Here is a 25,400-nt window from a genome sequence, read left to right on the forward strand (position 1 = left end):
AGTCCGGTGCAAATGGTTTCAACTCGGGATAGCCTGGCACTAGGCAGCCGGTAAAGGCGTATTTCATGAAGCCATCGATTTCCACCAGCCCGCGGCGTTCGGGATTTCTGGCAATGTAATCGCAGAGATCGCGAAAGTGGGATGGCATGCGTTCTTCATCCTTCAAGACGTGGTCGTAGGCTTGGTCTTGGAGTGCAAAGCCAATGCGTTGCAAGGACTCATCGCATCGAGGACGGAAGTGCTTCATGGCGTTGAGTTGATCGCATTGGGCGTGCAGTCCCATCCACATCATGTGAACGTGATCAGGCATCAGGCAATGAATTGGGCAAGCCATGCCATACCGAAATAGCGTATGCGTCAGGAGTTCACGAAATCGGTAGTAGAACGCCGGACAAAGCCAGCCTTGGCGACGATCCCGAATCGTGATCGTCCAGTGAACAATCGCCTCGCCCTGATAGTACCCTCGCGACAAACGCTTCAAGTAATCGCGTGTCATAGGAAAAACCGTAGTGGACGAGGCGACGAGTCCCTCCCCTAACAACGCCGTAGCGGACGAGGCCATAGCGGACGAGGCGACGAGTCCTACGGCATCGAAAGAAACGGCTAAGGGCTCCTTTCCATCTTAATGCCTGATTGATTTTGGATGTTGTGGCGTGAGTGGTCGCCTCGATTTTTGGCTATTGCGAGTAGGACTCGTCGCCTCGTCCGCTACGAGATGAGTGGGCGGAGGACTCGTCGCCTCGTCCACTACTTAAAAAAGGACCAACGGCGTTCTCGTGAAACCACGATGGCCGTATTTGAATCGAGCCAGTTGACTGGCAAACAGGCAACTCACCGGTGGCACGTGGATGCTCGTCAAAACTGGCGCTGCCTTGGGGGCTGGGATTTCAGTACTCTGGTTAGCGATCGGTGTCCTGTCTTGTTCGGTCAATCCCCTGAAACCCTGAGTCCTGCATCGTGTTCTTTCAACCGAAAGCGAATCTGTCCGATTCCGCGAAGTCGCGGATTGAATTTTGCCTGCAACAGATCGCTGAATGTGTTGGCTTTGAACGCCTCTTGCTTCCCGTGGTGAGTCGCAAAGCGATCTTTGACCTCTATGACGCCGAGCGGGATCCGCAACAGGTGATCGCGTTTGTCGGAAGACACCTCGGGCATGATGTCAATGAAATTCAGGTTCGCAATGCCCTCCCGCAAGCTCAGAGTGCAGGCGGTGGCTGTTGCGGTGGTGGGTCTTGCGATGGTCCCAGCGGGCTGGCGGGTCGCTATGAACCGTCCGACCGCAGCATCATACTGGATCAGACGATCGACAGCGATCCGGCGATGGGGCTTGCCACGCTGATCAATGCCGTCGTCTGCGATTTGCTTTCGCAAAACAACTTTGCCGGGGCACATTTGCCTGAACAAGTCGACCTTGCCGTCGTCGGGATGGGACTGGGCATGATTCGCAACGGCATCAGTCTGGTTGCCAAGCACCCGGTTTACTGGGACTCGACGCAGTGGGATGTTTTTCCACGACCTTTCCTCGACGGCCAATCCCTTGCCTATGCCAACGCGATTGCGGAATGGGCTCGTGACGACGCGGCTCCCGAGTGGATGAACGATTTACCTAGCGACGTCAAAAGACCGACGCGGAAGTCGCTGAAGTTTCTGCTGAAAACAAACGATTCCTTCTTTCAACCACGAGCGAAACAGTTTTTGTTGACGCAGTCGCAAAGAGATTGGTGGAAACTGGCAACCGAGTCATCGGCATCCCGTCAGGTGATCGCGATTCGACACTTGAATTCGGATGGCAATCTGGATGCTCAGCAAGAATCCTTGTTGATCGACAAACTAGGTTCGGCCAACGTCGCGATCTCGCTCAATGCGATCGCGGCGATCGAAAGGATGGCGTCTCACCAACCAGCGATTGGCAGCGAGTCCATTGTTCGTGGACTTCGTTCTCTGACGGATCATCGCGACGATGAAGTCTGTGCAAAAAGCATGTGCGTGCTTGCCAAGCTAGGCGGGCTGGATGAAGCGACGGTGGAGACGGCAGCAACGATGCTGGAAGCCCATCAAAAGCACCTCACTTTCGCCGGCCTGTATGCTTTGTGCATGCAGGATTCCGTTCCGGAGGAGGTCGTGCCGACGCTGGACCGATGTTTTGTTCGCGTGTTGCGAGCGTGTGACTATGAACTCATCGATTTGATCGCCACAGCATACCGGCGCTGGCTCGACGATCCTCAATCGCACATCGAGAAATTGTTCCAGAACAGCCCCGAGCATCTGCCCATTGCATTGGAAACGCTGCAGAAGGTCTCTGAAGCCCGCATGCCACTGCGTCGAGGGGCGTGACGAATCTTCGCTCTTCGCAACGGACTCTGCAGCAGATGCAACCGTTGTTCATCTCGAAGATCACTTCTTCGGTAGCGATCACGAGGTCGTTGTCGACGCCGATCTCGCCGAACTTATTCTCGATCACGGCGATTGGTTTTCCGTGCTTCTCGGAGAGAATGCGATTGAGCAACATAGTCTTGCCTGATCCCAATAAGCCAGTCAGAACGGTGACCGGATTGACGGCGTTTGCAATCGACACGAGTTGGTTTCCCCGAGGCGGCGAAGCCGCAAACAGTAGTAATACTTGTTAAAGATCTTGCGTCGTAAGAATCTTTTCCAAGCAGTTGATTCCCCACGTGTTTCTCTACGCCGAAGTCGTTCTAGCAATTAGACGCCGGTCGAGCGAAGCGACCACCGCCGGACTTGCTGCTGAAACAGTTTCAATCGAATAGGCCGAACGCAAGCTGAGCGGCCTCTTCGTTGTCGCGGATGCGTTCCCCGTTCCCGTCGAAGAGCGGGACACGTTTTCGGCTTGTTGATTTCATTGAAAACCGAAGGTTCGCGGATAGGTTACCAGCCCGACGCGCAACGGCTTGTCAATTTAATCAAGAGTCAAACTGTTTGCGTTTAACCGGTAGCCAAAGGCGACGTGCAGTGACAAGCAGGTCGCCTTTGACTGCCCGTTAAACGAATAAATCAACGGCCCGGCGAGCGAGTGGTTGCCTTTGGTGCCTTGCTTGCGATCCCTTGCTTGCGCTGCGGGCTAGTACGTCAACGGTCGTTTTCGAGTCCCCGGGGTGTGTCGTAATGGCAATCTTTCTGTTTGCAACATCAGCCCCGAACCGTCTTATTGGCGTCGTTGTTCTCGATTACTCGCCGTTTTCGAAAGGGCCTGCTGGGGTTGGCTCAGTTGCCGCCGGAATTAGACTCAGGGGGCGAGAAACAAGAACACGAAATGCTTTGCACGTGGAACGCGAAACCGCGACCAACCCCCGCATTCAATAGGATGGGATTCAACATGACTCAATTTGTTGCCTCGGCGCAGGCCGGTTTTCGCGGAGTATTCCCGCGTCATCTGCCAAACAGGATCGTTGCTCGGGGCATCATCGTGGTTGCCTGCTTGTTGACCCTGAGCCCGTTTTTTACGCAGGCAAAAGCCGATTCAGCCACTCGTCCCAACATCGTTCTAATACTGACCGATGACCAAGGCTACGGTGATTTGGGATGCTTTGGCTCGACCACGATTGCGACTCCCAATATCGATCGCATGGCCAAAGAAGGTCGAACGTATACAAGTTTCTACACCGCATGTTCGGTTTGTTCGCCTTCACGAGCGGCGCTTTTGACGGGGAGTTATCCCAAACGCGTTGGCATGCATCGACATGTTCTGTTCCCTAAGAGCAACTACGGGCTTCATTCGGATGAGTACACCATCGCCGATCATCTGAAGTCGATCGGGTACGCCACCGCATGTGTCGGGAAGTGGCACCTCGGACATCACCCCGAGGTCCTCCCGACGGCGAACGGTTTTGATTCCTACTATGGAATCCCGTATTCGAACGACATGAACCACCCCGACAACAAAGGCAAACCACGCATACCGTCGGACGAATTGTGGGCGGACCAGGAGAGTTGTGTTCGATTGTGGAAAACGCCTCTTTTCGAAAACGAGTCCATCATCGAATTACCGGTCGACCAACGCACCGTCACGCGTCGGTACACCGACCGGGCAATCGAGTTCATCACCGAGAATCAGGAACAGCCATTCTTTTTGTACCTTCCTCACTCGATGCCCCACATTCCTTTGTATGTTCCCGAAGACGTTTACGACAGCAATCCCGACAACGCGTACAAATGTGTGATCGAACACATTGACGCCGAAGTCGGCCGTCTGATGCAGACCGTACGCGACCTCGGACTGTCTGAGAACACGATCGTTGTCTATACCAGTGACAACGGTCCTTGGTTGAAGTTCAAAAATCACGGCGGGAACGCTGGCCCATTGAGAGCAGGCAAAGGGACTACGTTTGAAGGAGGCCAACGGGTTCCCTGCGTGATGTGGGGGCCGGGTCGGATTCCCGCTGGCACGACAACCGACGCCTTTACATCGACGATGGACCTGCTGCCGACCATCGCCGGGGTGACCAATCACCCGCTGCCGTCCGACGTTCAGATCGATGGTTTTGACATCACGTCGACCTTCCAAAGCAACGAATCGCCGAGACACGAACTCGTTTTCTATTCCGCCAGTGGACAACTCAAGGGAATTCGCGTGGACCAATGGAAACTGCTCGAGAATCCCAAAACAGCCGCAAAGGCAAACGCCAGCGGGAAGGCGAAAAACTCAGTCGTTGGTCTGCTATTCGATCTCAGCGGTGACATCGGCGAGCAGGACAACCGGTTCGCTCAAGACCCCGAGATTGCCGAACGATTGAAACGCCGAATGCGGGCCGTCGATGAGGAGATTACAACAAACGCACGCCCCGTCTGGCGAAAACCTCAGTTGCAGTAACGCATCCTCGCATATCGATGTAGTAAACTTCCGGACATCGCAACCCGACGTGCCAAGAGATCAAACCACCCACCCGATCCCCATAGCTGGACTCACCAAAAATTCAGACCATCGACCATTGCCCGTCCGAAGTCTGGCGACTCCGGCTACCTGTTTTGTTCCGTCCTCTCCCACCCTCCCCACCGATACTCCTTCCCCATGCTTTCGATGTTTCAATCTCACCACGTTCGACTTTGGTTTCTTTTCACGATCTTGACGACTTCGATGACTGCCGCAGCAACACTGCGTGCAGACGACATGCCGACCTACCCAGCCGACCAGACCTTTGACTTGTGGACCGATGCTCAGTTGGGCAACACCGAATCCGACAACACCGAGGTGTATCAACCACGGGGCGACGGCAACGGATGGGTGACGAAAATCAATCGTCCTACGCTCGCGGTTTACCTTCCATCGAAGGAAACCAATACGGGAACAAGCATCATTATTTGCCCAGGCGGCGGGTATGGCGGATTATCGATCGAGAAAGAAGGACACGCTGTCGCGCAGTGGATGTGTGATCTTGGTGTGACCGCGGGAGTTCTGAAGTACCGCTGCAGTGGCGGTGCGAACGAGCATCCTGTCCCGCTGCAGGACGCCCGCCGGGCGTTGGAGATCATGCGCGAGCACGCCTCGCAGTGGGAGTTGAAACCGGATCGGGTTGGCATCCTCGGCTTTTCTGCCGGAGGACACCTCGCCGCGAGCGTTGCCACCGATGCGGAAGCCGACATCAACTACGCGGTTCTCGTTTACCCGGTGATCAGCATGCGAAACGGGGTAACGCATAATGGTTCAAAGAAAAACCTGCTCGGCAAAGAACCGAGCGATGAATTGATCGCGGAGATGTCGCGTGACGAACGGGTCGACGCGGAAACCTGCCCGACGTTTCTGGTTCACGCCGGCGACGATAAAGCTGTCCCGATCGAAAACAGCCTGCGGTACTACGCGGCGATGCAAAAACACAATGTCCCCGGCGAGTTACATATTTATGACCGCGGCGGTCACGGATTCGGAATGTTCCGAGACGACCGTCCCGTCGATAGTTGGCCGAACGCGTGCAAAGCATGGATGCAAATCAACGGCTGGATCGCACCCGAAGAGAAGGCCGACGCACACGCATCGTCCGACGCGACGCGGGCGTCCATGGACGACAACCAACCCGGTTGGAAACCACTCACCCAGGACGACTTCGTTCACGTCAACAGCAACGAGGACACCTGGTCGTGGCAGGACGGAGTGCTGCACTGCACCGGCCGTCCCGTCAGCGTGCTGAGAACCGCGAAAGAGTATCGCAACTTTGAATTAGTCGTCGAATGGATGCACGAAAAGCCCGCCGGCAACTCGGGGTGTTTTGTATGGACGACGCCCGAGTCGATCGCCAAACTCACCGAGGCACAAAAACCAGGCCTGCCTGACGGAATCGAAGTCCAGATGCTCGACCATGGCTACACGGACATGATTCGCGAACAAGGAAAAGACACCTCTTGGTTCGGAACCAACGGAGACGTGTTCCCGGTTCGCGTCGACATGACACCGTTCCCGCCGCTTTCTCCCAATGGCAGTCGCAGTTTCCCAAGGCAACACCTCGCCAAGGGACACGGGCAATGGAATCAATACTACATCCGTGCGATCAACGGCGAAGTCCGTTTGTGGGTCAACGGTGAAGAGGTTTCCGGCGGAACCGACATTCAACCCGCCGAAGGCTATCTCTGCCTCGAAAGCGAAGGTTCTCCGATCCAATTTCGCAAACTGCGAATCCGCGAACTGCCGTAACACAACTCGGCATGTAGACTCAATCGGTTGCCAAACCTGCACTCCTGCGATCACCTTCGGAGTAACAACACCGTGAAGAATCAGTAGTGCGTCATAGCATGATTTCAGGGTAGCGAAACTCGCCAAGAGTTTCGGAAGGGCTCTAGCAGGTTAGTATCCAACAGACTGACAAACGCCCGGTGTTGATGTGGATTCACTGCGGTATCGCAAGCGGTGCTCACGACGGTTTCGGTTTGACTAAGCAATGAAACCCGAAACAAGGTTGCTCGTCGACGCGTTCGACTTCGGCATCGCGAAGGATCTCCTGCACCTGTTTCATCCGCTGCGGATTCAACGCCGCCGAGATCACTCTTTGGTTGCCATCCGGACCGATCGCGACGGTGGTCAACACCGCGACGGTGTCTTCGTGTTGCAACGCCGCGATGATGTTCTCGCCGACTTGCTGCTCTGAATTTTTGATCGTGGTCACGAACTGCGCGATCTGCTTTTTGTCGACGTCGTTGGTGACATGCTCCGCCAACGGTTGGGGCAACGGATCTGTCAACGCATCGTCCGGCGTGTCCTTTTTGTTTGGTTCGGGTTGGAATGCCATGTGTGTCTCGCCTCGAAGAAATGAAAACCAAAAGGGATCAGTGAAGAATCGCCGGTACTAGGACAACTCGTCAGGCGAAAACGTGGAGATCTGCCCGAAACCGGCAACCAAATGCACATCCGCGATTTCAAACCGGTAGAAAGAAAAGTCGCCAAATCCTGCGTACTTCGCCGCCGACTCGTGTGCGGCGAGAAACGTTGCACGTTCGGACGCGTCCGCGTCTCGGGACACCGCAACAGCCTCCCCCAACAAAGTGACGCGTGCCCCAGCAAGCGGATCTGCAGTGGCATCCGTGTCCGACGTGACCGATTGCGAAGGAGACTGCGTGAGCAGCAACGAGGCAGACGGATTCGGAATCAGATTTTTGGTGTGTCGTGCCAATCCGCTCAGCAGCATGAGGATCGCAGGCCGGGAATCGACCGACGCGGCGACGTTCACCAACGAGACAAACGGTCCACCGTCACGATCGATCGTGCCCAGGCACGCCGAACGCGCCTGACGAACAATCCTCCCGGCGATTTCCGCCTGCGTGCAATCGGTCATTTCGCCTCCCTCGCGTTCTTACTGAAATATCATCCCTGCGCCAGTATAGCCGCCGTTCTGTCGGCCAGTGCGGCACGGCGCGACACAGTGCGGACAGGAAATTCGGCCAAAATCCGCTCGATGGCACCGATCGTGCTCTCAATGGTGCCCCATCTCGTGCTTTTACTGCCAGACTAGCTAAACTGGCGAAACCCACATTCCCCGCAGTCCGCCCAGAACACTTATGCTCCAGCTCAACGGTTTTTCGATCGCGGCCTTGTTTGCAGTCATCGTTCCGGCCCTTTGCCCTGCCGGATTGACCGCGAGAACGTCTGCCGACTGGCCGATCGTGGAGAACGCACCGGTATCGATCCAACCGGCGTCGATGCACGTTTCGCACGACGCCGGTCCGTCGTTGTCGGCCTATCCGCCTTTACCCGAGGGTGCCGTTCTCCTGAATTCGAGCGTTCACTACTTTGACTCGATCGATCGCGTTGCCGGGTTGCTCGATACGATCGACCGCGCCCGCGAAGCACTGGATCCGGACCGACTGCCGAATCTCGAAAAGGCGGAAGCCGCCGTGATCGAGGCCATGGCGGGCATCGAATCTTACCTCGAACGATCCACCAATGACTCCAACCAATCGGCTTGGCTGAGCTATCTGACGCTCGAACCCTTGAGCGACGCGATCTCGAACGGGGACTCCGTATCGAAACGTGGACGCGCCGCGGTCGAACTTGAATCACGCCTTCGCGGACTTCATGTCGGCTTGGAACTCGAGCCCATGGTCCGGCTTCGCAGAAACCTGCAAACCTACATCGCTGCGCTTCGCTACTCCGATCCGAAACGCGGATTGCAATCGGTTGAGAAACAGCTCGATGCGATCGCAGAACTCTTTGTCGTTAAAGATGAAACGCCCAAACGGGCTCGCGACCGCGGTGGCGATTCATCCGAGGAAGCCGCGTCGCCCGGGCTCACTCACCGCAGACTTGACGAGCTCTCGGCCGAAGAGATCGCCCGGCTCGAACGTTTGCTCAGCGGATTGTCGGATGCAAACCAAGCGCCCGCGGTGACCTCGCAGATCCGATCGTACTTCAGCAAACCCAACCTACGTGGCTGGGTCGACGGACGCACGATCACCGACGCACTTTCTCGCCCGGTTAACAATCCCAACGACGTCAACGACTGCATCCTCGGTACCCGGCTGTTGGGCAGTGCCAGAATCGTCGGAAACGTGACAGCACAATTGCTGCCCTCGGATGGTCATGTGCGTTTGATGGTGAGGATGGACGGGGCATTCTCATCGAACACGCGAGGTTTCCGAAAACCGATCACTCTGGATAGTAACGCGAACGGGCAAGTCTACGCCGCGCGGCAATTCGCGATCACCGAACGAGGTATCGTTCTCGGTGCGACTGTTGGAACGGCCGACTTGTCATCGCGAGTCAAACGCATCAATCATCCGCTGAAGTTGGTCCGCAAAATTGCGATGCGAAAGGCGAACGAACAACGCCCACTCGCCGAAGCGATCTCGGAAAACAAACTACGCGACCAAACCGTCCGCGAGTTCGATATGCAGACCGCAAAAGCAGCCGAACGCGAATTCCCGAGCATCGACGAAGCGATCAATCCGTGGTTCCGTCGACTCGATTTGCCGGCCCTGACACGCACGATCGGTTCGACCACGAACGCCGTTTACTCGCGAGCCAACTTGCAACGCGACAGCGGATTGGCTGCCCTTGTCGAACCGCCATCGCTGTCAGCGATTCGATCCGCGACCGGGCAGGGAATCCATCCGGGCAGTTATTTCAGTGCGGTCCAGGTGCACCAGAGCGTGCTCGACAACACGATCACCAACTTGCTGTCCGGCCAAACGATGTCTCCGGCCAAAATCAATGAACTCGTCGGTGCCCTCGGAATCGCGTTACCTAAACCGATCCCCGCGCCGCCGGAAGTCACCGCCGCGATTATCGAAACGAGCGTTGGCGTCGACCTCGATGTTGACGAACTCAGCCTCGACACCGTGGTGGATACGGTCGCGGAAGTCGCCGACAGCGAACCGGCCCCATCGGAAGAAGATTTTGAAGTCGACCTGCATTCGTTCCGGCCGGTGTTTGTCGAAGCCGACAATCAAACGTTACGGATCGGTTTGCGGGGCACTCGTTTCGCTCAAGGTGACCGCGAAATCAAACGAACGCTCGAGGTCGCGGCAACCTACCGTCCCGTGATCGGCGAAGACTCCACCATGTGGTTGATCCGCGACGACGAAGTCGACCTGTCATTCCCGGGAACGCGTCGACTCACGATCAGCCAAACCGCGATCAAGACCAACATGGAAAAGAGCTTCAACGATCTCTTTCCCAACGAGCTGCTGCACCGCAACTTTACGTTGCCCGAGACGATCAAATTGCCGGCTCTCGCAGGTCGTGAGTTAAAAGTACACGCGATCGATTTGACCGACGGTTGGATCTCGATCGCGGTACGGTAACACGGCGTGAATCACTCAGTTCTCAAACGCCACTCGCGGCGGGTTCGACTTCGTCCTCGGCGGAAGGTGCCGTCTGAGTATCGTCCGACTCGGGTTTCGCGTTCGGCTCTGGTTTCGCGTTCGGCTCTGGGGCCGGTTCTCGCAAACGCAGCACGATCGAATCGTCGACCACCTCGATGCTTTCAAACTTCCTTAAGATCTCGGCGTTCTCTTGGTCGTTGTAAGCGTCCTTGGCGAGGTTTTCCTGCGAGAACTGATCGAGGATCTGTTGAGGAATGCGTTCGCCCTTCACGCTCGCGTCGATCAAACGCACAACCAGGACGCCGTCGCTCATCGACACGTCGAACTCGCCATCGGCGTTGAAGAAACGGCCATCGCCACCGGGAATCATGTCGGTCGGGATGCTAACTTTCCCGAACACGCGGCCGTCGGCGATGTCCACAAAGACACGTCCTTTGAGTTCCGGCTTCGACGCAATCAACCCGTTGATCTCACTCGCACTGAGTTGCAACTCTTGCATCGGCGGCTCTTCGGTAGTGTCAGCCTCGGCATCCGAGGCGTCGTCTCCTTCCGAGTCGCCCGTGTCAACGCCCGCGCTACTGTCGGCACCCTGATCGCCACGGACCTGACTGGTGAATGATTCGATTCGCTGTTCGAGAGCGGTGAGTTCTTCGTCTTCCAACTCAACGACCGGCATCTCGGCGGGCTGCGTGTCGGTGTACTTGGCGACCTGTTTGGTTACGAAGAAGTACGTCCCGAACGCGATGCCGACCATCGCGAGCAACATGAACACGACCGCGCCGAGACATCCCCACACCCAACAACCGAGTCCTTTTTTGGCCGGCGGTTGGTTCGCGGCCTCGTGAGGAGCGTAGGGGTCGCCGGGGTTAGCCGGATCGCCTGCTCCGCCCGGTGACGTCCACGGGGCACGGTTGGGGTTGGAATCGATACCGTCACTCATTCGAAGAATCCGTTTAGAGAGGAGTTATAGGTCTTTGAGTTGCAACACCGACTGCCGTGCCCGTCGCAGGAAGTCAGCTTTCGGTTCGCCCGCTTCCAAAAAGATGGGGGCTCCGATGGTGATACAGGACAACAGCGGTACCGGCAAAACTTCGCCTCGCGGCAAAATCCGGTTCAGGTTTTCCATGTAGACGGGAACGAGTTCCAAGTCCGGACGTTTCTTGCCCAGGTAATACAGCCCGCTCTTGAAGTCGCTCATCTCTTCCCCAGCACTGCGGCCGCCTTCGGGAAAAACGATCAACGAATAGATGTCGCCCATCTGCCGGATCATGCTATCGATCGGGCTTTTGTGAACGCGTATCTCTTTACGATCGATCAGCAACGCGTTGAAGCTCGCCGCAATATGCGGTTTGAACCATCCACCACTCCAGTAATCTTTCGCAGCGACGGGCCGCGTCAAGGCGCGGATCTCTTTTGGCAACGCCGACCACAACACCACCGCGTCGAGGTGGCTGGTGTGATTGGCGAAGTAAATGCGTTGGCAGGTATCGGGTTGGCAATCGACCCACCGGACGGTGAATCCGCTAAAAAGCTTGGCGAGAAGGACGATCGCGTGGCTGGTCAAAGTCATGCCGACGAGTTTACCCTGACGCCCCGCTTGCCAGTAGATCCCCCATCGGAACGTAAATTTCTCCGACGGTTGTGCCCGTCATTCGTGCGGAGCCAACGAGCGACTATATTCTCCACCGACGTGCTGAAGATTCAGTCGTTTTCACCACGCGGTTGGCGTGATCGCTCGGCCGTGCGAGCGTTTCTGAAACCGTTTTGATTCATTTCCTGAACCGGGCAACCTCGTTTGCTCGCTCATTTTTTCGGAGATTTCCGTGTCGGCCTCAATGCCCTCCGTTTTGCCTAACGTTCTCGCCTCTCGATACGCCAGCGACGCGATGGTCGCCATTTGGTCCCCCGAAGCGAAAGTAATCCAGGAACGAAAATTATGGATCGCGGTGATGGAAGCACAGAACGACCTCGGCGTTTCGATCCCCGACGAGGTCATCGAGTCGTACCGGAAAGTCCTCGAGCGAGTCGATCTGAAATCGATCGATGACCGCGAACGGGTGACCAAGCACGACGTGAAAGCTCGCATCGAAGAATTCAACGCGTTGGCCGGTCACGAACACGTTCACAAGGGAATGACCAGCCGCGATTTAACCGAAAACGTGGAACAACTTCAAATTCGATCGGGGCTCGTTCTCGTCCGCGACCGCATCGTGACGTCGTTGTCGCTCGTCGCCGAACGTGCCGCCGAGTTTGCCCAGTTGGCGATCGCCGGACGCAGCCACAACGTGCCCGCGCAGGTCACCACAGTTGGCAAACGGTTCGCCAACATTGCCGAGGAATTGCTCGTCGCTCACCAACGCATCGACGAGTTGATCGCCCGCTATCCGCTGCGTGGGATCAAAGGCCCCGTCGGCACACAGCAGGACATGCTCGACCTGTTCCAAAACGACGCTGGCAAACTCGATCAACTCGATCAACGCATCGCCGAACGTCTTGGCTTCCAATCGGTCTTCGACAGCGTCGGTCAGGTCTACGCCCGATCGTTGGACTTTGACGTGGTTTCGGCGCTGACCCAGCTTTCTTCCGGCCCCGCGAACTTTGCCCGCACGCTTCGCTTGATGGCGGGCGCCGAATTGGCGACCGAAGGTTTCCGTCCCGGACAGGTCGGATCGTCAGCGATGCCGCACAAGATGAACGCCCGCTCGGCTGAACGTATCGACGGGTTCTGTGTTTTGATGCGAGGTTACCTGGCGATGGTCGGCGGCCTCATCGGCGACCAATGGAACGAGGGCGATGTCAGTTGCAGTGTCGTCCGCCGCGTTGCGATTCCCGATTCATTCCTCTGCATCGACGGTCAACTCGAAACGTTCCTAACCGTCCTTGCGGACTACGGTGCCTACCCAGCGGTCATCGATCGTGAACTGCGCCGTTATCTGCCGTTTTTGGCAACGACCAAGATCTTGGTTGCCGCGGTCAAAGCAGGCGTGGGTCGCGAAACCGCACACGAAGCGATCAAGGAACACGCCGTCGCCGCCGCACTGGCGATGCGAGACAGCGGTCGTGACGACAACGACCTGATTGAACGACTCGCCACCGATGAACGGATCCCGATGAACGACGAGCAACTGCATTCAGCGATCGGGGCACCGATTGAATTCATCGGCAACGCGGCCCAACAGATCGAAAAGGTCAACGCCAAGATCGCCGACCTCGTCAACGCCAACCCCGAAGCCGCCGCCTACCGCCCAGGCAACATTCTGTAGTCTGTCCCCTTATTCAGTGTGCCGAACGTCCGCAAGGCCTCGGGTAGAGACGCCAACTGCCTGCAGGTCCTCAAAAGCTTCCGCCCGGGCGAGCTCGACGGAAGGTGATTGCCCTCGACCTTGCAAAGACCGAGCAACGCCCCACGTAGGTCCGCATCTCCGAGGCGGACACCCCACGACCAATCTCGCGAGCCGATTCAAAGACATCGGATCGTTGAACGAACCAACGCCTGCAATCGGTCTTGGAAAGACCGATCTACGTGAGCCGAATGGCCGTAAGGCCTCGGGTAGACACGCCAACCAAGCCCCCGACTCAACACGCCCAACCCCCGAGTGCTGACTCACTTCGGCTCACGGGTGGAATCTCGTTCCATGTATCCGCTGGTTGCTCAGCGGACTCGTGGTGACGACGACGAGTTAGGCTGATTCGCCGTGGATTAGTTTCAACAGATCGCCGATCGTTCGGTGCGCCTCGATCGGATGACGAAGCTGTTTGCCGGTGAGAACTTCGTAGTGGTTCTTGCGGCCGACTTTCTCTCGGCGGATGAACCCGTCTTCCTCGAGGTCCTGAACGATTCGCTGGACCGCGCGTTCGGTTATCCCGACTTGCGTCGCGACCTCGCGAAGCACGATGTCGGGATCGCCATGCAGCACGATCAGCACGTGCGCATGATTGGTCAGAAACGTCCAACGATTCGCTTGAGGTTCCGTCTTGATCGACGCATCTTTCTCCTCCGCTGAAGACTCACTCACGACTGTCATCTACTCCTACCTGTCTTTGCAACCACGCTGACTCTCCCAGCGTTCCTGAGTGATTGGCAATCGCCGAGCCCCGATCGGTTTTCGCCAGACGCGTTCACTCCACCATCGAATTCGTGAATCAAAGTTCACCGGGATAGCATAGCGACTCGAACAGACCAGCAGATTGCCGTTTCGCCAAAAATAGAGTTTTTGGAATTCGGCGTGACGATCTCGCCCAAACGCCAGGCAAGAACATTTCACTTTTGCTGCAAACCGCTGCCGGAATCCGACAGTTCGCCGCGATTTGCAGGGGCCGTGGTTGGCATGGGATAGCCGGTTGGAATGCCCGCCGACGAATTGGTTGATCGTGGTTTTCGGATGGGATCGAAGTCACGCTGTGTCCCACCAACCACCGCGTCACGTTACTCCCATCGACCGCGGCATCCACCAACCCGCAAATTGGGCCGAATAACAATCGAGGGCTCAATCGTCAAACTACTCATGTTTGCGTCGAGTCTTGATTTTCAGCTTTCGCATCTTCCCATACAGCGTCGTGGGCCTGAGGCCCAACGCGGCTGCGGCTCCGTCCCCGCCGTAGACCTTGCCATCGCAACGCGCCAACGCGTCGAGAATCGCCTGGCGTTCAATCTCTGCCAGCGTCCGATGAGTGCCATTCGTTGCACCGGAGCTCAGCGAAACGGTTTCGTCGGTTGAGGGCGAATGACCGACCAAGTTTTCATTCACCGGAGACGCAACTCCGCCGGAGAGCCAGGACGCGTCGAGCGACAGCGTATCGCCGCGACTGATGATCATCGAACGCTCGACGATGTTTTCCAACTCGCGAACATTCCCTGGCCAATCGTACTGCATCAGAACTTCCATCCCGCGCCGGTCCACCCGGGTGATGCTCTTGTTCATGCGAGCCGAAAAACGGGCCACGAAGTGATTCAGTAGCGCGGGAATGTCTTCACGTCGTTCCCGGAGCGGTGGAATGACGATCGGGAAAACGTTCAAACGATAGTAAAGGTCCTCGCGAAAGCGGCCTTCTTCCGCCGCGGTTTTTAAATTCCGGTTACTCGCCGCGATCACTCGGGTATCGACATCGATCGGTTCGCTGCCCCCGACACGTTCGATGACGCGTTCTTGCAAAACACGCAGCAGCATGACTTGTGTCTCCGCAGGCACTTCCGAAATCTCATCGAGAAAGATGCTCCCGTGGTGCGACAACTCGAACCGACCACGCCGCCGTTCGGTGGCTCCGGTAAACGCGCCCGCCTCATGGCCAAACAATTCACTGGCGATCAACGACGGCGCGAGCGAGGCACAATTCACCTTCACCATTAAGTTGTCACGGCGGGCACTCCCGTCGTGAATCGCCCGGGCAACTAACTCCTTGCCTGTCCCCGTTTCGCCAAGAATCAAGACCGTCGAGTCGGTCAACGCGACCTGCTCCACCGCCACGCGGACCTGCCGCATCGCAGGCGAATCACCGATGATGTTTCCGAAGTCATGATCGGTGCGAATCTCGTCTCGCAGATAGACGTTCTGCTGTTCCAACTCCGTTCGCAAACGATCGATCTCGCTGTACGCCGATGCGTTGTCCAACGCGATCGACAACTGACTGCATAATTCGCGGAGCAGTTCGAGGTCCCAATGATCGGGTTGATGTTCGTGACGCGAAACGATGCCCAGAACTCCCACACTTTGATCGCGTGAAAGCAGCGGCAGATAAACCTTCGACCGATACCCCACCTCAAACAACCGGCGATCTTCCGGGAACGCCTGCAACTCTTTCAACGACCGGACGACTTGCGGGACCCTGTGTTGCATCACCCAATCGAACGCCGAGCCCGGCAACGTTTGGGTCGGGATGTCGGCCCACCGGTCGCGGTCGCCGTTGAATTCGAGTGCGAACCCGTGACGCGTTGTCTCTTCACCGGACACTAACAGCAGACTGACCCGGTCACATCCGAGCGTTTTGCGGATTTGCACCGCCGCGTGACGGAACACCTCGCGCATGTCGAGACTCGAGTTGACCACCTGCCCCATCTCGACGAGCAATCGATAGCGAGTCTCGGATCGCCGAAGTTGCTCGGTTTGCTTGTCGACTTCGTTGCGAAGGGTATCGAGAAAATCGTCTTTGGCTGAGTTCGCCCGCGCCAACTCCTCGTTGGTCTGTTGCAACTGACCGATCAACCGTGATTTTTCGACACCGATCGCGATCGGGCTGGCGAGTCGACCGAGCAACTCAGCGTGCCGTTTCTTGTAGCGACCTTTCTCGCGGCTGGAAAAGAACAGCACACCGATCGCTTTCCCGTCGGCGAGTAAAGGCAGCGTCAGGCTGGACCGCATGCCTTCGCGGACGATCAGTTCCGTCGAGCTGGAGCCTGGTTTGTGACGCAGGTACTCCTCCAAATCCGAGATAATCCGCGGCTCGCCGGTTTCGAGCAGCGGGGCGAGCGTCGACCCTTCCAACCGCGCGGCGTACCCGATCTTGAGCATCAACTCCCCGTCGGACCGACAGGCAACCAACCGCAACACGCGAGCCGGCTCCTCGAGCAACGCCACCGCGATTCGGTTGGACGGGACGAGATCGGCGAGATGATCGAACACCGACGCGAGCAGCTCATCGAGCCCGTGGCCCATGTTGAGCTGGCGGAGCATTCGCTCGACGAGCCGTTCGTAGCTGAGGGAATCGGAGGACAAGGCACGCACTCACACGAGAAGGGAGGCATTCTAGGCGGACTACGGGGCCATCGCCCAAGACCACCGAACTATCCCAATATGATCATGTGACCAAATATCGACAACCCTCATCTTTTTGCGTTTCACGTCAGACACAGCCAAAATCCATACAACCGGTGCAATACGCATCGCGGATGAACGACCATATTTGGTCACACGTGTTTTGCTCGCAAATCGCACCAATAAACACAAAGGCTTTACATGCAACAACTTGCAACGCACCGAGGGTTCCATTCGCGGCCATTGGTACACCGTCTGCTTTAATGTTCGGTGGTGACTCTCGTTTCGGCCGCGTTCGAATCGGTTCGCTCTGCCGCGAGAGTGTCCTCTTCTCGACACTTCTTCCCGTTACACGTCTCTGCATCCACCGGTTTCAATCAACACATGGCCCACGTAGTTGCCGAGCCCTGCTGCGACTGCAAACACACCGATTGTGTGGTCGTTTGCCCGGTAGAGTGTTTTCACGAGGGGCCGCGAATGCTGTACATCCATCCGGATGAATGCATTGACTGCGAAGCCTGCGTGCCGGAGTGCCCCGAGAAGGCGATCTACCCCGAGGACCGGTTGCCTGAAGAATGGGCACCGTTCCGAGACCTCAACGCGACGATGGCTCGGCAAACTCCTCTCGTGAGTTTTCCCGCTCCTCGTCGTGGTGGTTCACCCTAAACGGAAACCGGGCTACTTTACGGCCCTTCATAGTTTTCGAAACAAACGAAGTTTTTACAAAGACGTTTTTAACAAAACGAAATACTCAATCTCAGTCGCGAGCGATCTCCCGCCCTCAACGGGCCACGCATCTCCCCCGAACTGGCGTCCTATGACCACACCGGAGAAACCAAACATGTCATCTGAAAACGCGCTGCTGGAAGAATACGCCCAGCGTGAATACGAGCACGGATTCGTTACTGACATCGAAGCTGATTCTATTCCGGCGGGTTTGAACGAAGACGTCGTCCGTTTGATCTCCGAGAAAAAGAACGAACCGGAATGGCTGCTCGAATGGCGTTTGAAAGCCTATCGACACTGGCTGACGCTCGAAGAGCCGAACTGGCACAACGTGAAGTTCCCGCCGATCGATTACCAAGCATCGGTCTACTACTCGGCACCGAAACAGAAGCCGAAACTGAACAGCCTCGACGAAGTCGATCCGAAACTGCTCGAGACCTATGAGAAGCTCGGCATCCCGCTGGAGGAACAAAAGGTCCTTGCGAACGTCGCGGTCGACGCGGTCTTCGATAGCGTTTCGATCGTGACGACGTTCCGCGAAACGCTGGAGAAGCACGGCGTGATCTTCTGCCCGTTCTCGGAGGCCGTTCACGAACACCCTGAGTTGGTCAAGAAGTATCTCGGCTCGGTTGTCCCTCACTCGGACAACTTCTACGCGTCGTTGAACTCGGCCGTCTTCAGTGACGGATCGTTCTGCTACATCCCCAAGGGCGTCCGCTGCCCGATGGAGTTGTCGACGTACTTCCGCATCAACGCTCAAAACACCGGGCAGTTCGAACGGACTTTGATCGTGGCCGAAGAGGGCAGCTACGTTAGCTACCTCGAAGGCTGTACCGCTCCGAAGCGTGACGAGAACCAACTGCACGCCGCGGTTGTCGAACTGGTCGCGATGGACGATGCCCAGATCAAGTACTCGACGGTACAGAACTGGTACCCGGGCGACAGCGAGGGCAAAGGCGGCATCTATAACTTCGTGACCAAACGGGGTGCCTGCCGTGGTGCGAATTCGAAGATCTCTTGGACCCAGGTGGAAACCGGTTCGGCGATCACGTGGAAATACCCGAGCGTGATTCTGCAAGGCGATAACTCGGTCGGCGAATTCTACAGCGTCGCGGTAACCGCGAATCATCAACAAGCCGACACCGGCACGAAGATGATCCACATCGGCGAGAACACCAAGAGCACGATCATCTCGAAAGGGATCTCAGCCGGCGTTGGACAAAACAGCTATCGCGGTGAAGTCAAGATCATGAAGAACGCGACCAACGCGCGGAACTTCTCGCAGTGCGATTCGCTGTTGATCGGCGACCGTTGCGGTGCTCACACATTCCCGTACATCGAAGTGCGAAACACGACCGGGAAGGTCGAACACGAGGCATCGACATCGAAGGTCGGCGAAGACCAAATTTATTACCTTCGCCAACGCGGCCTCTCGACCGAAGACGCGGTCAACATGATCGTCAACGGTTTCTGCAAAGAGGTGTATGACGTGCTGCCAATGGAGTTCGCCGTCGAAGCCCGCAAACTGCTCAACGTCAGCCTCGAAGGCAGTGTCGGCTAAGGCACCGTTTCGATTCATTGCGGGAACGCATCGACGATCGGGCGAAAAATGCCCACACGATTCGCCTCCCGCCACACCCTTCCAACATCCGTTCCGAACATAAACCTCTTATCATGTTAGAAATCAAGAACCTTCACGCTCGCAGCGAAGACACCGAAATCCTCAAGGGCATCAACCTCAGCGTCGCCGCCGGTGAAGTCCATGCGATCATGGGGCCCAACGGCTCGGGCAAGAGTACGTTGGCTCACGTGTTGGCCGGCCGCGAAGACTATGAGATCACCGAAGGCGAAGTGACCTACGACGGCAAGGACCTGCTCGATATGGAAATCGAAGAACGTGCCGCCGAAGGCGTGTTCCTCGCTTACCAATACCCGGTCGAAATCTCCGGCGTCAGCAACAAGTACTTCCTCAAAGCCGCGATCAACTCGATCCGCAAACACAACGATCAACCGGTGATCAGCCGCAGCGATTTCGTTTCGATGCTGAAGGAAAAACTCGCGTTGCTCGGCATGGACAAATCCATGATGGACCGTAGCGTCAACGAAGGTTTCTCGGGCGGTGAAAAGAAACGCAACGAGATCCTGCAAATGGCGATGCTCGAGCCAAAGCTCGCTGTTCTCGATGAAACCGACTCGGGTCTGGACATCGACGCGTTGAAGATTGTTTCCGAAGGCGTCAATGCTCTTCGCAGCCCTGAACGTGCGATCATCGTCGTGACGCACTACCAACGCTTGCTCGATTACATCGTGCCAGACAAAGTTCACGTGTTGGCCGGCGGCAAGATCGTTCGTTCGGGCGATAAATCGTTGGCTCTCGAACTCGAAGACAAGGGTTACAGCTTCCTAAACGAAGGCAGCGAAGCGGTCGCGGCTAGCTAGTCGTCCGACGCAGCTTGGTTGTCAGGTCGGCCGTAGGGGATCTTGTGAAAGATCCCGCTGCATGAAGATCTTTCACAAGATCACCTACCCGACAAGAGAGCTGACCGAAACGACACGACCGCCCCGCACATTCGCGACCGGACGCTGGTTTGCATCACCCGATCCACCACCGCCGGTCCACGACACCTGATCAACGAACCCAATCCGAACAACGACAATGATAGCCACCGAAAACGACGCCTACCAAGAATCCTTTCAACAGTTCCAATCGGAACAATCGTCGACCGCACCGGCCTGGTTGGCCGAACTGCGCCAGACCGCGATGAACCGGTTTACGCAGTTGGGTATTCCGACCAAACGCATCGAGGACTGGCGGTTCACCAACGTGAAATCGCTCGCCGCGAAGCCTTACCGCAACGTTCAATCGATCTCGCTCTCGGGCGGCGAAGCGGAAGCGTTGCTGGAAAAGGCAAAGCTCGACGAATCGTTCCATCGACTCGTGTTCGTGAACGGACATTTCGTTTCGCAGTGGTCGACCGAACATGAACTTCCCGAAGGCGCCGTGATCGGCAACCTCGCGTCGGCGATCCGTGAAGAAGCGGGCGACCTGCAGAACCGTCTGTCGGTCGAAACGGATGACGAAGCCGCTGCGTTCATCGCGTTGAACACCGCGTTCGTGAACGACGGTGCGTTCGTCGAGATCCCCGACGGCGTCACAGTCGACCACCCGATCCACCTGATCTTCCTCAGCGTCGAGGCCGGCCAAACGGCTAGCCATCCTCGCAACGTGATCCGGCTCGGCAAAGGCAGCCGCGCGGCGGTCGTCGAAACCTATCTCGGACGTGAGGGCGAAGGTTACTTCACCAACGCGATCACCCAAGTGGACCTCGACGAAACAGCCTTCCTCGATCATCACAAACTGCAGCACGAACAAACCGAGTCGCTGCACATCGCGTCCACGCACGTCGACCAGAAAGAGAGCAGCGAGTTTCGTTCGCACTATTTCTCGTTCGGTTCGTTGATGGCACGAAACGAAATCAACCTAATGCTCGACGGAGAGCAGATCGAATCGACCCTCAACGGTCTCTACATGCCGACCGGCGAACAGTTGATGGATTGCCGCACACGCATCGATCACGCTCGCCCGCACTGCAACACGTACGAGTTGTACAAAGGCATCCTCGACGACAAAGCCAAGGGCGTCTTCAACGGCAAAATCTTCGTTCACCAAGACGCTCAGAAAACGGACGCCAAACAGAGCAACCAAGCTCTGCTGCTGTCCGACGACGCGGTCGTGAATACGAAACCGCAGTTGGAGATTTACGCCGACGACGTGAAGTGCACGCACGGAGCAACGATCGGTGAGCTCGACGAAAACTCGCTGTACTACCTACGCTCCCGCGGCGTGTCGAAAGACTTGGCTCGCAAGATGTTGATCTTCGCGTTCGCCAACGACGTCGTCCAAGGAGTCGAAATCCCTGCGGTTCGTCAACACCTCGAAACGATCCTCCTCTCCAGCCACGGCCTGCCAGACGTCTAGGCCACAGAGGATTCATAATATTTTTCGCAATTCCATCGTCGATTGAAACAGGCGATGGAATTTTTATGCGCCGCGCCTACGAAAGATTGTTAGCGAAACCGGGGTGATGATTTTCAACGCTGAGACGCAAAGGCGCAGGGACGCAAAGGTTGTGCGCGGAGGTTTGGTGAGATAGGAATCGTCTCGGTCGATGTCTCCAACGCGCTCTGCGATCACTGACCAACATATCCTGCAGTCCTATCTCTTTGCGTCTTTGCGCCATTGCGTCTCTGCGTTATGTAGCCGCCCCCACCGACAACTCAGTCTTCCGACGCAGGTGGTTCGAGTTCCAGCGATCCAGTGCTTAGGTAGCTCGACCAGAACAACGGTGCTTCTCCCGAGACAACCGGGATATCGGTATCGGGTTTACCCAACAATGGTTCTCTCGACGTCGACAGTTCCGCTTGCCGAAGCATCATCGTCCCGCGCCGCAGTGCTGCGGCGAGTGAAGTGTGTGGGATTTCGTTGACCACTTCGGTCAACACCGTTGCCGCGGAAGCACCACCGGTCGGCCAACGGCTCAGCCCGACTTCGCGGACCCCTGAAGCATGCAGGGCCGCCAACGGATAAAACAACTCGCTGCCATCGCCGAGTTTGGTTGTAATCGCCCGTGACTTCCAACCGGCGATCACCACCGACTGCGGCCCGCTCGCGGGATAGCGAATCCAATCCCGCAGCGCATCCCAATCGCCTCGCCCCGCCGTTCGTCCGGCTGAATTATCGACCGGGATCACATGTGTCGCCAACGGATCGTTCAAGTTCGGCGTCACTGCGGCGGCGACCATCAGGTGCCCGATGTCCAACCCAATGTTCTGTGTCGGCGGAGCCTTCGCCGGCGAAGTCAGCAGTGGATCCTGAGCGGGCATGACAACGTCATCGATCATGCTCTGGTTCGCGTCGAGGTCACGCAGCGCAAAGAACCGACTCGCCACCATCGCGATCCGAGACGACGTGGTCGCCGTCCCCACGCTACGGAGTGCAAAGCCCGGCGTCGGTGCGTATTCGACTTGCAAATGATCTGCCCACAACGGCACGGACACCTCCGTGCCTTCGTCCGCTTCCTTCACTTCCGCAACCGCCACCGCGGGCAACAACTCAAACGGCAAATACCAAAGCTGCCCATCGGGGACAACAATCACTTTCTCGATCCCATCTTCGGTCCACCCCGAGCTTTCCGGCAACAGGAACGACCGTAACTTTTCGGCGGCCGTCTTCCATCCCTCATCGCTGTCAGGTAATCGTTTCCCACGACTGCGAGAGACGCCGAGTTCCTGCAGCAACCGGTTAACCATTGCCGGCAAGCGGTTGGCAGCCGGCACGACCCACGTGCGAGTATTGCCGTCACGAGTCGCAGTGGCGTAGACCTTTCCGGCATCGATCACAAACGTCAACAACGCGACTCCATCGGGGACTTCGGCAACATCAGTCGACGCCACGATCGGCGGATTGACCTCCGGAACTGGAATACGCGAGAGCGTCAGATCGCTTAAACTCGCCTCCATCGCCAACGCTTCTTTCGCCGAACGTTCGGCAACATTCTCCGCCGGCGCGGGGACGAGAATCGACGCTTGTGTACGTTCGCGCAGCCTCGTGAACGCGGGCGGCGCGTCGGCGAGCAACTCACGTCCGGCCGGCCACATTTCATCGGCCGGCGATGTCGCAAGCGTACGCAACTGCAACATTCGGCCCTGCAGCGGCAGACGCGACGTCAATCGTTTGGCGAGCAAGCGATCGGCCTGCTTGAGCACTTCCTGGCCATTGCTTTCCATCGCGGCCATCTTCATCAACGCCGAGTGCATTGCGGTGTCGTCAAAATACGCTGCCGCGAGCGCATTGAGCGGATCCTGGCGCCACAGTGAAATACCGACCGGTCCTGCGTACCCGTTCAAGATTCGTTTGGCAGACTGGTTCCCGATGTTGCCTCCCAATCCGGCCAACACAATGTCAGCTTGATACATGAACGGCATCGAGATCACGCGACGACGTTTATCACGTCGGTCGAGCACAAAGTCCGCGACCGATTTCAAAGCCGATGCCATTTCAGAACCACCCGCTGCACCGATCGGAATCCCTTTCGCGGCCGCCAACCGGGCGGCAATGTATGCGCCGTAAGCTTCCAACCGAGGCAGTTCCACTTCTCGGCGGTTCGCCAACGCGCTGGCCGCCTGCAAGTGCTCCGCGGCGACCGCATGTCGACCGGCTGATACCGCAGCATCTGCGGCGACCAAATAACAATGCAACGACGCGAGCCGTGACTGCCGGACGAGCGATCGCCCCGCGAGCACGGCGGTTTGTTCTACCCGGGATAAACCCGCCGGGTCCGCAACACCAACGGCCACCTGCAACGCTTCGCCGATCCACTCGTATTGTTCCAATGCCGCCGCAGAGTTGGTGATCTGTGACGCCGAACTGACGATCAACGCACGAGCCTCGGGGTTCAGTTTCCCGTTGTCGTCCCCCGCAGACGCAATCTTCATCGCGCAAAGCATCAGAACCGGCGTGTTGGAATGCACTCCGCCGAGCGAAGCGTACTTGGCCGCCCGATCGATCACCGTTTTGTCTTCGCCCCGCGCGTAGTATTCACACCCACGCATCGCGTGAATCAGACCACGCGACAAAGGTTGGCTCGCATTGGACGGCAGCTTCGTCGCCTCGAGCAACTCGGCAATCAGCCCGTCATCCGCCGCGAGCGGTCCGAGCAGAACACGCCGACGATGCGACATGACCGCGATCGCGTGCATGATTTCCAAAGCATCGAGATTTTGAATGTTCGGCGATTCGATCACACCGCCGGCCGCGAGTGATTGTTCCGTCACCGCCCGGCCTCGCTGAAGCGGCAACGTCCGTGGCAACGGCACCAAACGAACCGCGGCGACCTCGGGCCACAAGTTGTTGGTCGGTTGCTTGATTTGACCGCCGTTGCCGAGTGCCGAAAAATCGAGCTGCCCGATCCACCCGCGGTTTCGAACCGCAATCCGGGCAGCCTCGTCGAGCTGCAACCGGCACGCAGGGAGATGACCGAGTTGCCAGTAACATTCCGCGAGCATCACACGGGGCGGGATCGCGTCGACCCATTTCCCATTGATGTCAGTCCGCGAACTGCGACTAGCGATTTCAAATCCGCGAATGGCACTTTCGATATCGCCATCGCGATAGTAACGCAGTGCCTCGTAATAGGTTTGCATCGGGTCCGTGCCGCGTCCCGTGATCTGCGCCGAAACGATGCCGTCACCGATCAATAGAATCGTCAGCGAACAAATGATTGCAGCGAGTTTTGTGGGTAATGTCATCAGACGATACTTGATTGCGTGCTAGCGTTGCGATGTGGTAATCGTGAACGTGCGGTTCTTCGACGGGCCACTTATAGTGTAGCCGTGTCGTCGAGCGGACTCGAACGATCTCTCCGATACCGACACCTCGACCGCAGCGTTTGTTCCATCGGTGGCGAATACAACGATTGTACGCCTGTCGTCGCGAAGGAAGCGCCGACTGTTTAGAATGCGTTCACTATTTTTGGTGACAGAGTCGTTTCCCGTTCACCATTTCACTTGGCACTCTGTCTCATTGCACTCTGTCCTTTTGCACTCTCACCTCTCTCGCGTGCCGTGGTCGGCGGCGAAGAGGGGATGGAACGTTCGGTTTTT

Annotated in this window: 18 protein-coding genes and 1 pseudogene; 10 read left to right on the top strand and 9 right to left on the bottom strand. The window is 57.2% G+C overall.

Annotation, left to right across the window (positions count from 1 at the left end; genetic code table 11):
- Positions 1 to 496, bottom strand: a 496-nt coding sequence (locus RSSM_RS00565) for a hypothetical protein (protein WP_044300383.1), incomplete at its 3' end; no start/stop codon positions are given.
- A 461-nt stretch (positions 497 to 957) separates the two neighbouring features.
- On the opposite strand from RSSM_RS00565, the gene RSSM_RS00570 reads away from it, so the two are divergent.
- The gene (locus RSSM_RS00570; RefSeq protein WP_008673255.1) at positions 958 to 2,334 is read left to right on the top strand and encodes a hypothetical protein; all 1,377 of its coding nucleotides are present in this window, start codon (positions 958 to 960) and stop codon (positions 2,332 to 2,334) included.
- Between the two features lie 25 nt (positions 2,335 to 2,359).
- Here the strand turns inward: RSSM_RS00570 and RSSM_RS35365 are convergent.
- Positions 2,360 to 2,575, bottom strand: a pseudogene (locus RSSM_RS35365) (GTP-binding protein); the annotation flags it as partial.
- 759 nt (positions 2,576 to 3,334) lie between these two features.
- Here RSSM_RS35365 and RSSM_RS00580 point away from each other — a divergent pair.
- Together RSSM_RS00580 and RSSM_RS00585 are read left to right on the top strand one after the other, a co-directional pair.
- Entirely contained in the window at positions 3,335 to 4,828 is a 1,494-nt protein-coding gene (locus RSSM_RS00580; RefSeq protein ID WP_144059461.1) for a sulfatase family protein, read from the top strand.
- Between the two features lie 264 nt (positions 4,829 to 5,092).
- Complete coding sequence (locus tag RSSM_RS00585) at positions 5,093 to 6,640, top strand: family 16 glycoside hydrolase (protein ID WP_236620855.1); 1,548 nt, start codon at positions 5,093 to 5,095, stop codon at positions 6,638 to 6,640.
- A gap of 217 nt (positions 6,641 to 6,857) precedes the next feature.
- On the opposite strand, the gene RSSM_RS00590 is transcribed toward RSSM_RS00585, so the two are convergent.
- Positions 6,858 to 7,232 carry a hypothetical protein gene (locus tag RSSM_RS00590; RefSeq protein ID WP_008673260.1) on the bottom strand — a complete coding sequence of 125 codons (375 nt, stop codon included), beginning with the start codon at positions 7,230 to 7,232 and terminating at the stop codon, positions 6,858 to 6,860.
- A gap of 57 nt (positions 7,233 to 7,289) precedes the next feature.
- A complete protein-coding gene (locus RSSM_RS00595; RefSeq protein ID WP_008673262.1) occupies positions 7,290 to 7,775 on the bottom strand; it encodes a HugZ family pyridoxamine 5'-phosphate oxidase in 486 nt (161 codons plus the stop codon).
- A gap of 223 nt (positions 7,776 to 7,998) precedes the next feature.
- Here RSSM_RS00595 and RSSM_RS00600 point away from each other — a divergent pair, with 223 nt between their 5' ends.
- Positions 7,999 to 10,242 (top strand): hypothetical protein, encoded by a 2,244-nt coding sequence (locus RSSM_RS00600; protein ID WP_008673264.1) that lies wholly within the window; start codon positions 7,999 to 8,001, stop codon positions 10,240 to 10,242.
- 22 nt (positions 10,243 to 10,264) lie between these two features.
- Here the strand turns inward: RSSM_RS00600 and RSSM_RS00605 are convergent, their stop codons facing one another.
- Together RSSM_RS00605 and RSSM_RS00610 are read right to left on the bottom strand one after the other, a co-directional pair.
- On the bottom strand, positions 10,265 to 11,203 hold the full coding sequence (locus RSSM_RS00605; protein WP_008673265.1) for a hypothetical protein: 939 nt from the start codon (positions 11,201 to 11,203) through the stop codon (positions 10,265 to 10,267).
- A gap of 24 nt (positions 11,204 to 11,227) precedes the next feature.
- On the bottom strand, positions 11,228 to 11,833 hold the full coding sequence (locus tag RSSM_RS00610) for a lysophospholipid acyltransferase family protein (protein ID WP_008673267.1): 606 nt from the start codon (positions 11,831 to 11,833) through the stop codon (positions 11,228 to 11,230).
- A gap of 265 nt (positions 11,834 to 12,098) precedes the next feature.
- Here RSSM_RS00610 and purB point away from each other — a divergent pair, with 265 nt between their 5' ends.
- A complete protein-coding gene (gene purB, locus RSSM_RS00615) occupies positions 12,099 to 13,526 on the top strand; it encodes an adenylosuccinate lyase (protein ID WP_044300385.1) in 1,428 nt (475 codons plus the stop codon).
- 417 nt (positions 13,527 to 13,943) lie between these two features.
- Here the strand turns inward: purB and RSSM_RS00620 are convergent, their stop codons facing one another.
- Together RSSM_RS00620 and RSSM_RS00630 are read right to left on the bottom strand one after the other, a co-directional pair.
- Positions 13,944 to 14,279 (bottom strand): helix-turn-helix transcriptional regulator, encoded by a 336-nt coding sequence (locus RSSM_RS00620; protein ID WP_008673274.1) that lies wholly within the window; start codon positions 14,277 to 14,279, stop codon positions 13,944 to 13,946.
- Between the two features lie 483 nt (positions 14,280 to 14,762).
- Entirely contained in the window at positions 14,763 to 16,982 is a 2,220-nt protein-coding gene (locus tag RSSM_RS00630) for a sigma 54-interacting transcriptional regulator (protein ID WP_008673279.1), read from the bottom strand.
- Between the two features lie 414 nt (positions 16,983 to 17,396).
- On the opposite strand from RSSM_RS00630, the gene RSSM_RS00635 reads away from it, so the two are divergent.
- The 5 genes from RSSM_RS00635 (at position 17,397) to sufD (ending at position 21,717) form a co-directional block, all read left to right on the top strand.
- Positions 17,397 to 17,678, top strand: a complete 282-nt coding sequence (locus RSSM_RS00635) for a 4Fe-4S dicluster domain-containing protein (protein ID WP_044300394.1) — start codon at positions 17,397 to 17,399, stop codon at positions 17,676 to 17,678.
- A gap of 175 nt (positions 17,679 to 17,853) precedes the next feature.
- Positions 17,854 to 19,299, top strand: a complete 1,446-nt coding sequence (sufB, locus tag RSSM_RS00640) for a Fe-S cluster assembly protein SufB (RefSeq protein ID WP_160168077.1) — start codon at positions 17,854 to 17,856, stop codon at positions 19,297 to 19,299.
- 113 nt (positions 19,300 to 19,412) lie between these two features.
- Complete coding sequence (gene sufC, locus RSSM_RS00645) at positions 19,413 to 20,177, top strand: Fe-S cluster assembly ATPase SufC (protein ID WP_008673285.1); 765 nt, start codon at positions 19,413 to 19,415, stop codon at positions 20,175 to 20,177.
- A 61-nt stretch (positions 20,178 to 20,238) separates the two neighbouring features.
- Positions 20,239 to 20,367: a hypothetical protein gene (locus RSSM_RS35130; RefSeq protein ID WP_008673286.1), complete on the top strand. Its 129-nt coding sequence runs from the start codon at positions 20,239 to 20,241 to the stop codon at positions 20,365 to 20,367.
- 27 nt (positions 20,368 to 20,394) lie between these two features.
- Positions 20,395 to 21,717: a Fe-S cluster assembly protein SufD gene (sufD, locus tag RSSM_RS00650; protein ID WP_008673288.1), complete on the top strand. Its 1,323-nt coding sequence runs from the start codon at positions 20,395 to 20,397 to the stop codon at positions 21,715 to 21,717.
- A 299-nt stretch (positions 21,718 to 22,016) separates the two neighbouring features.
- On the opposite strand, the gene RSSM_RS00655 is transcribed toward sufD, so the two are convergent.
- Complete coding sequence (locus RSSM_RS00655) at positions 22,017 to 25,046, bottom strand: CHAT domain-containing protein (RefSeq protein WP_008673289.1); 3,030 nt, start codon at positions 25,044 to 25,046, stop codon at positions 22,017 to 22,019.
- Between the last annotated feature and the right edge of the window lie 354 nt (positions 25,047 to 25,400).

Source organism: Aporhodopirellula sallentina SM41, assembly GCF_000346505.1.
Lineage (GTDB): Bacteria > Planctomycetota > Planctomycetia > Pirellulales > Pirellulaceae > Rhodopirellula > Rhodopirellula sallentina.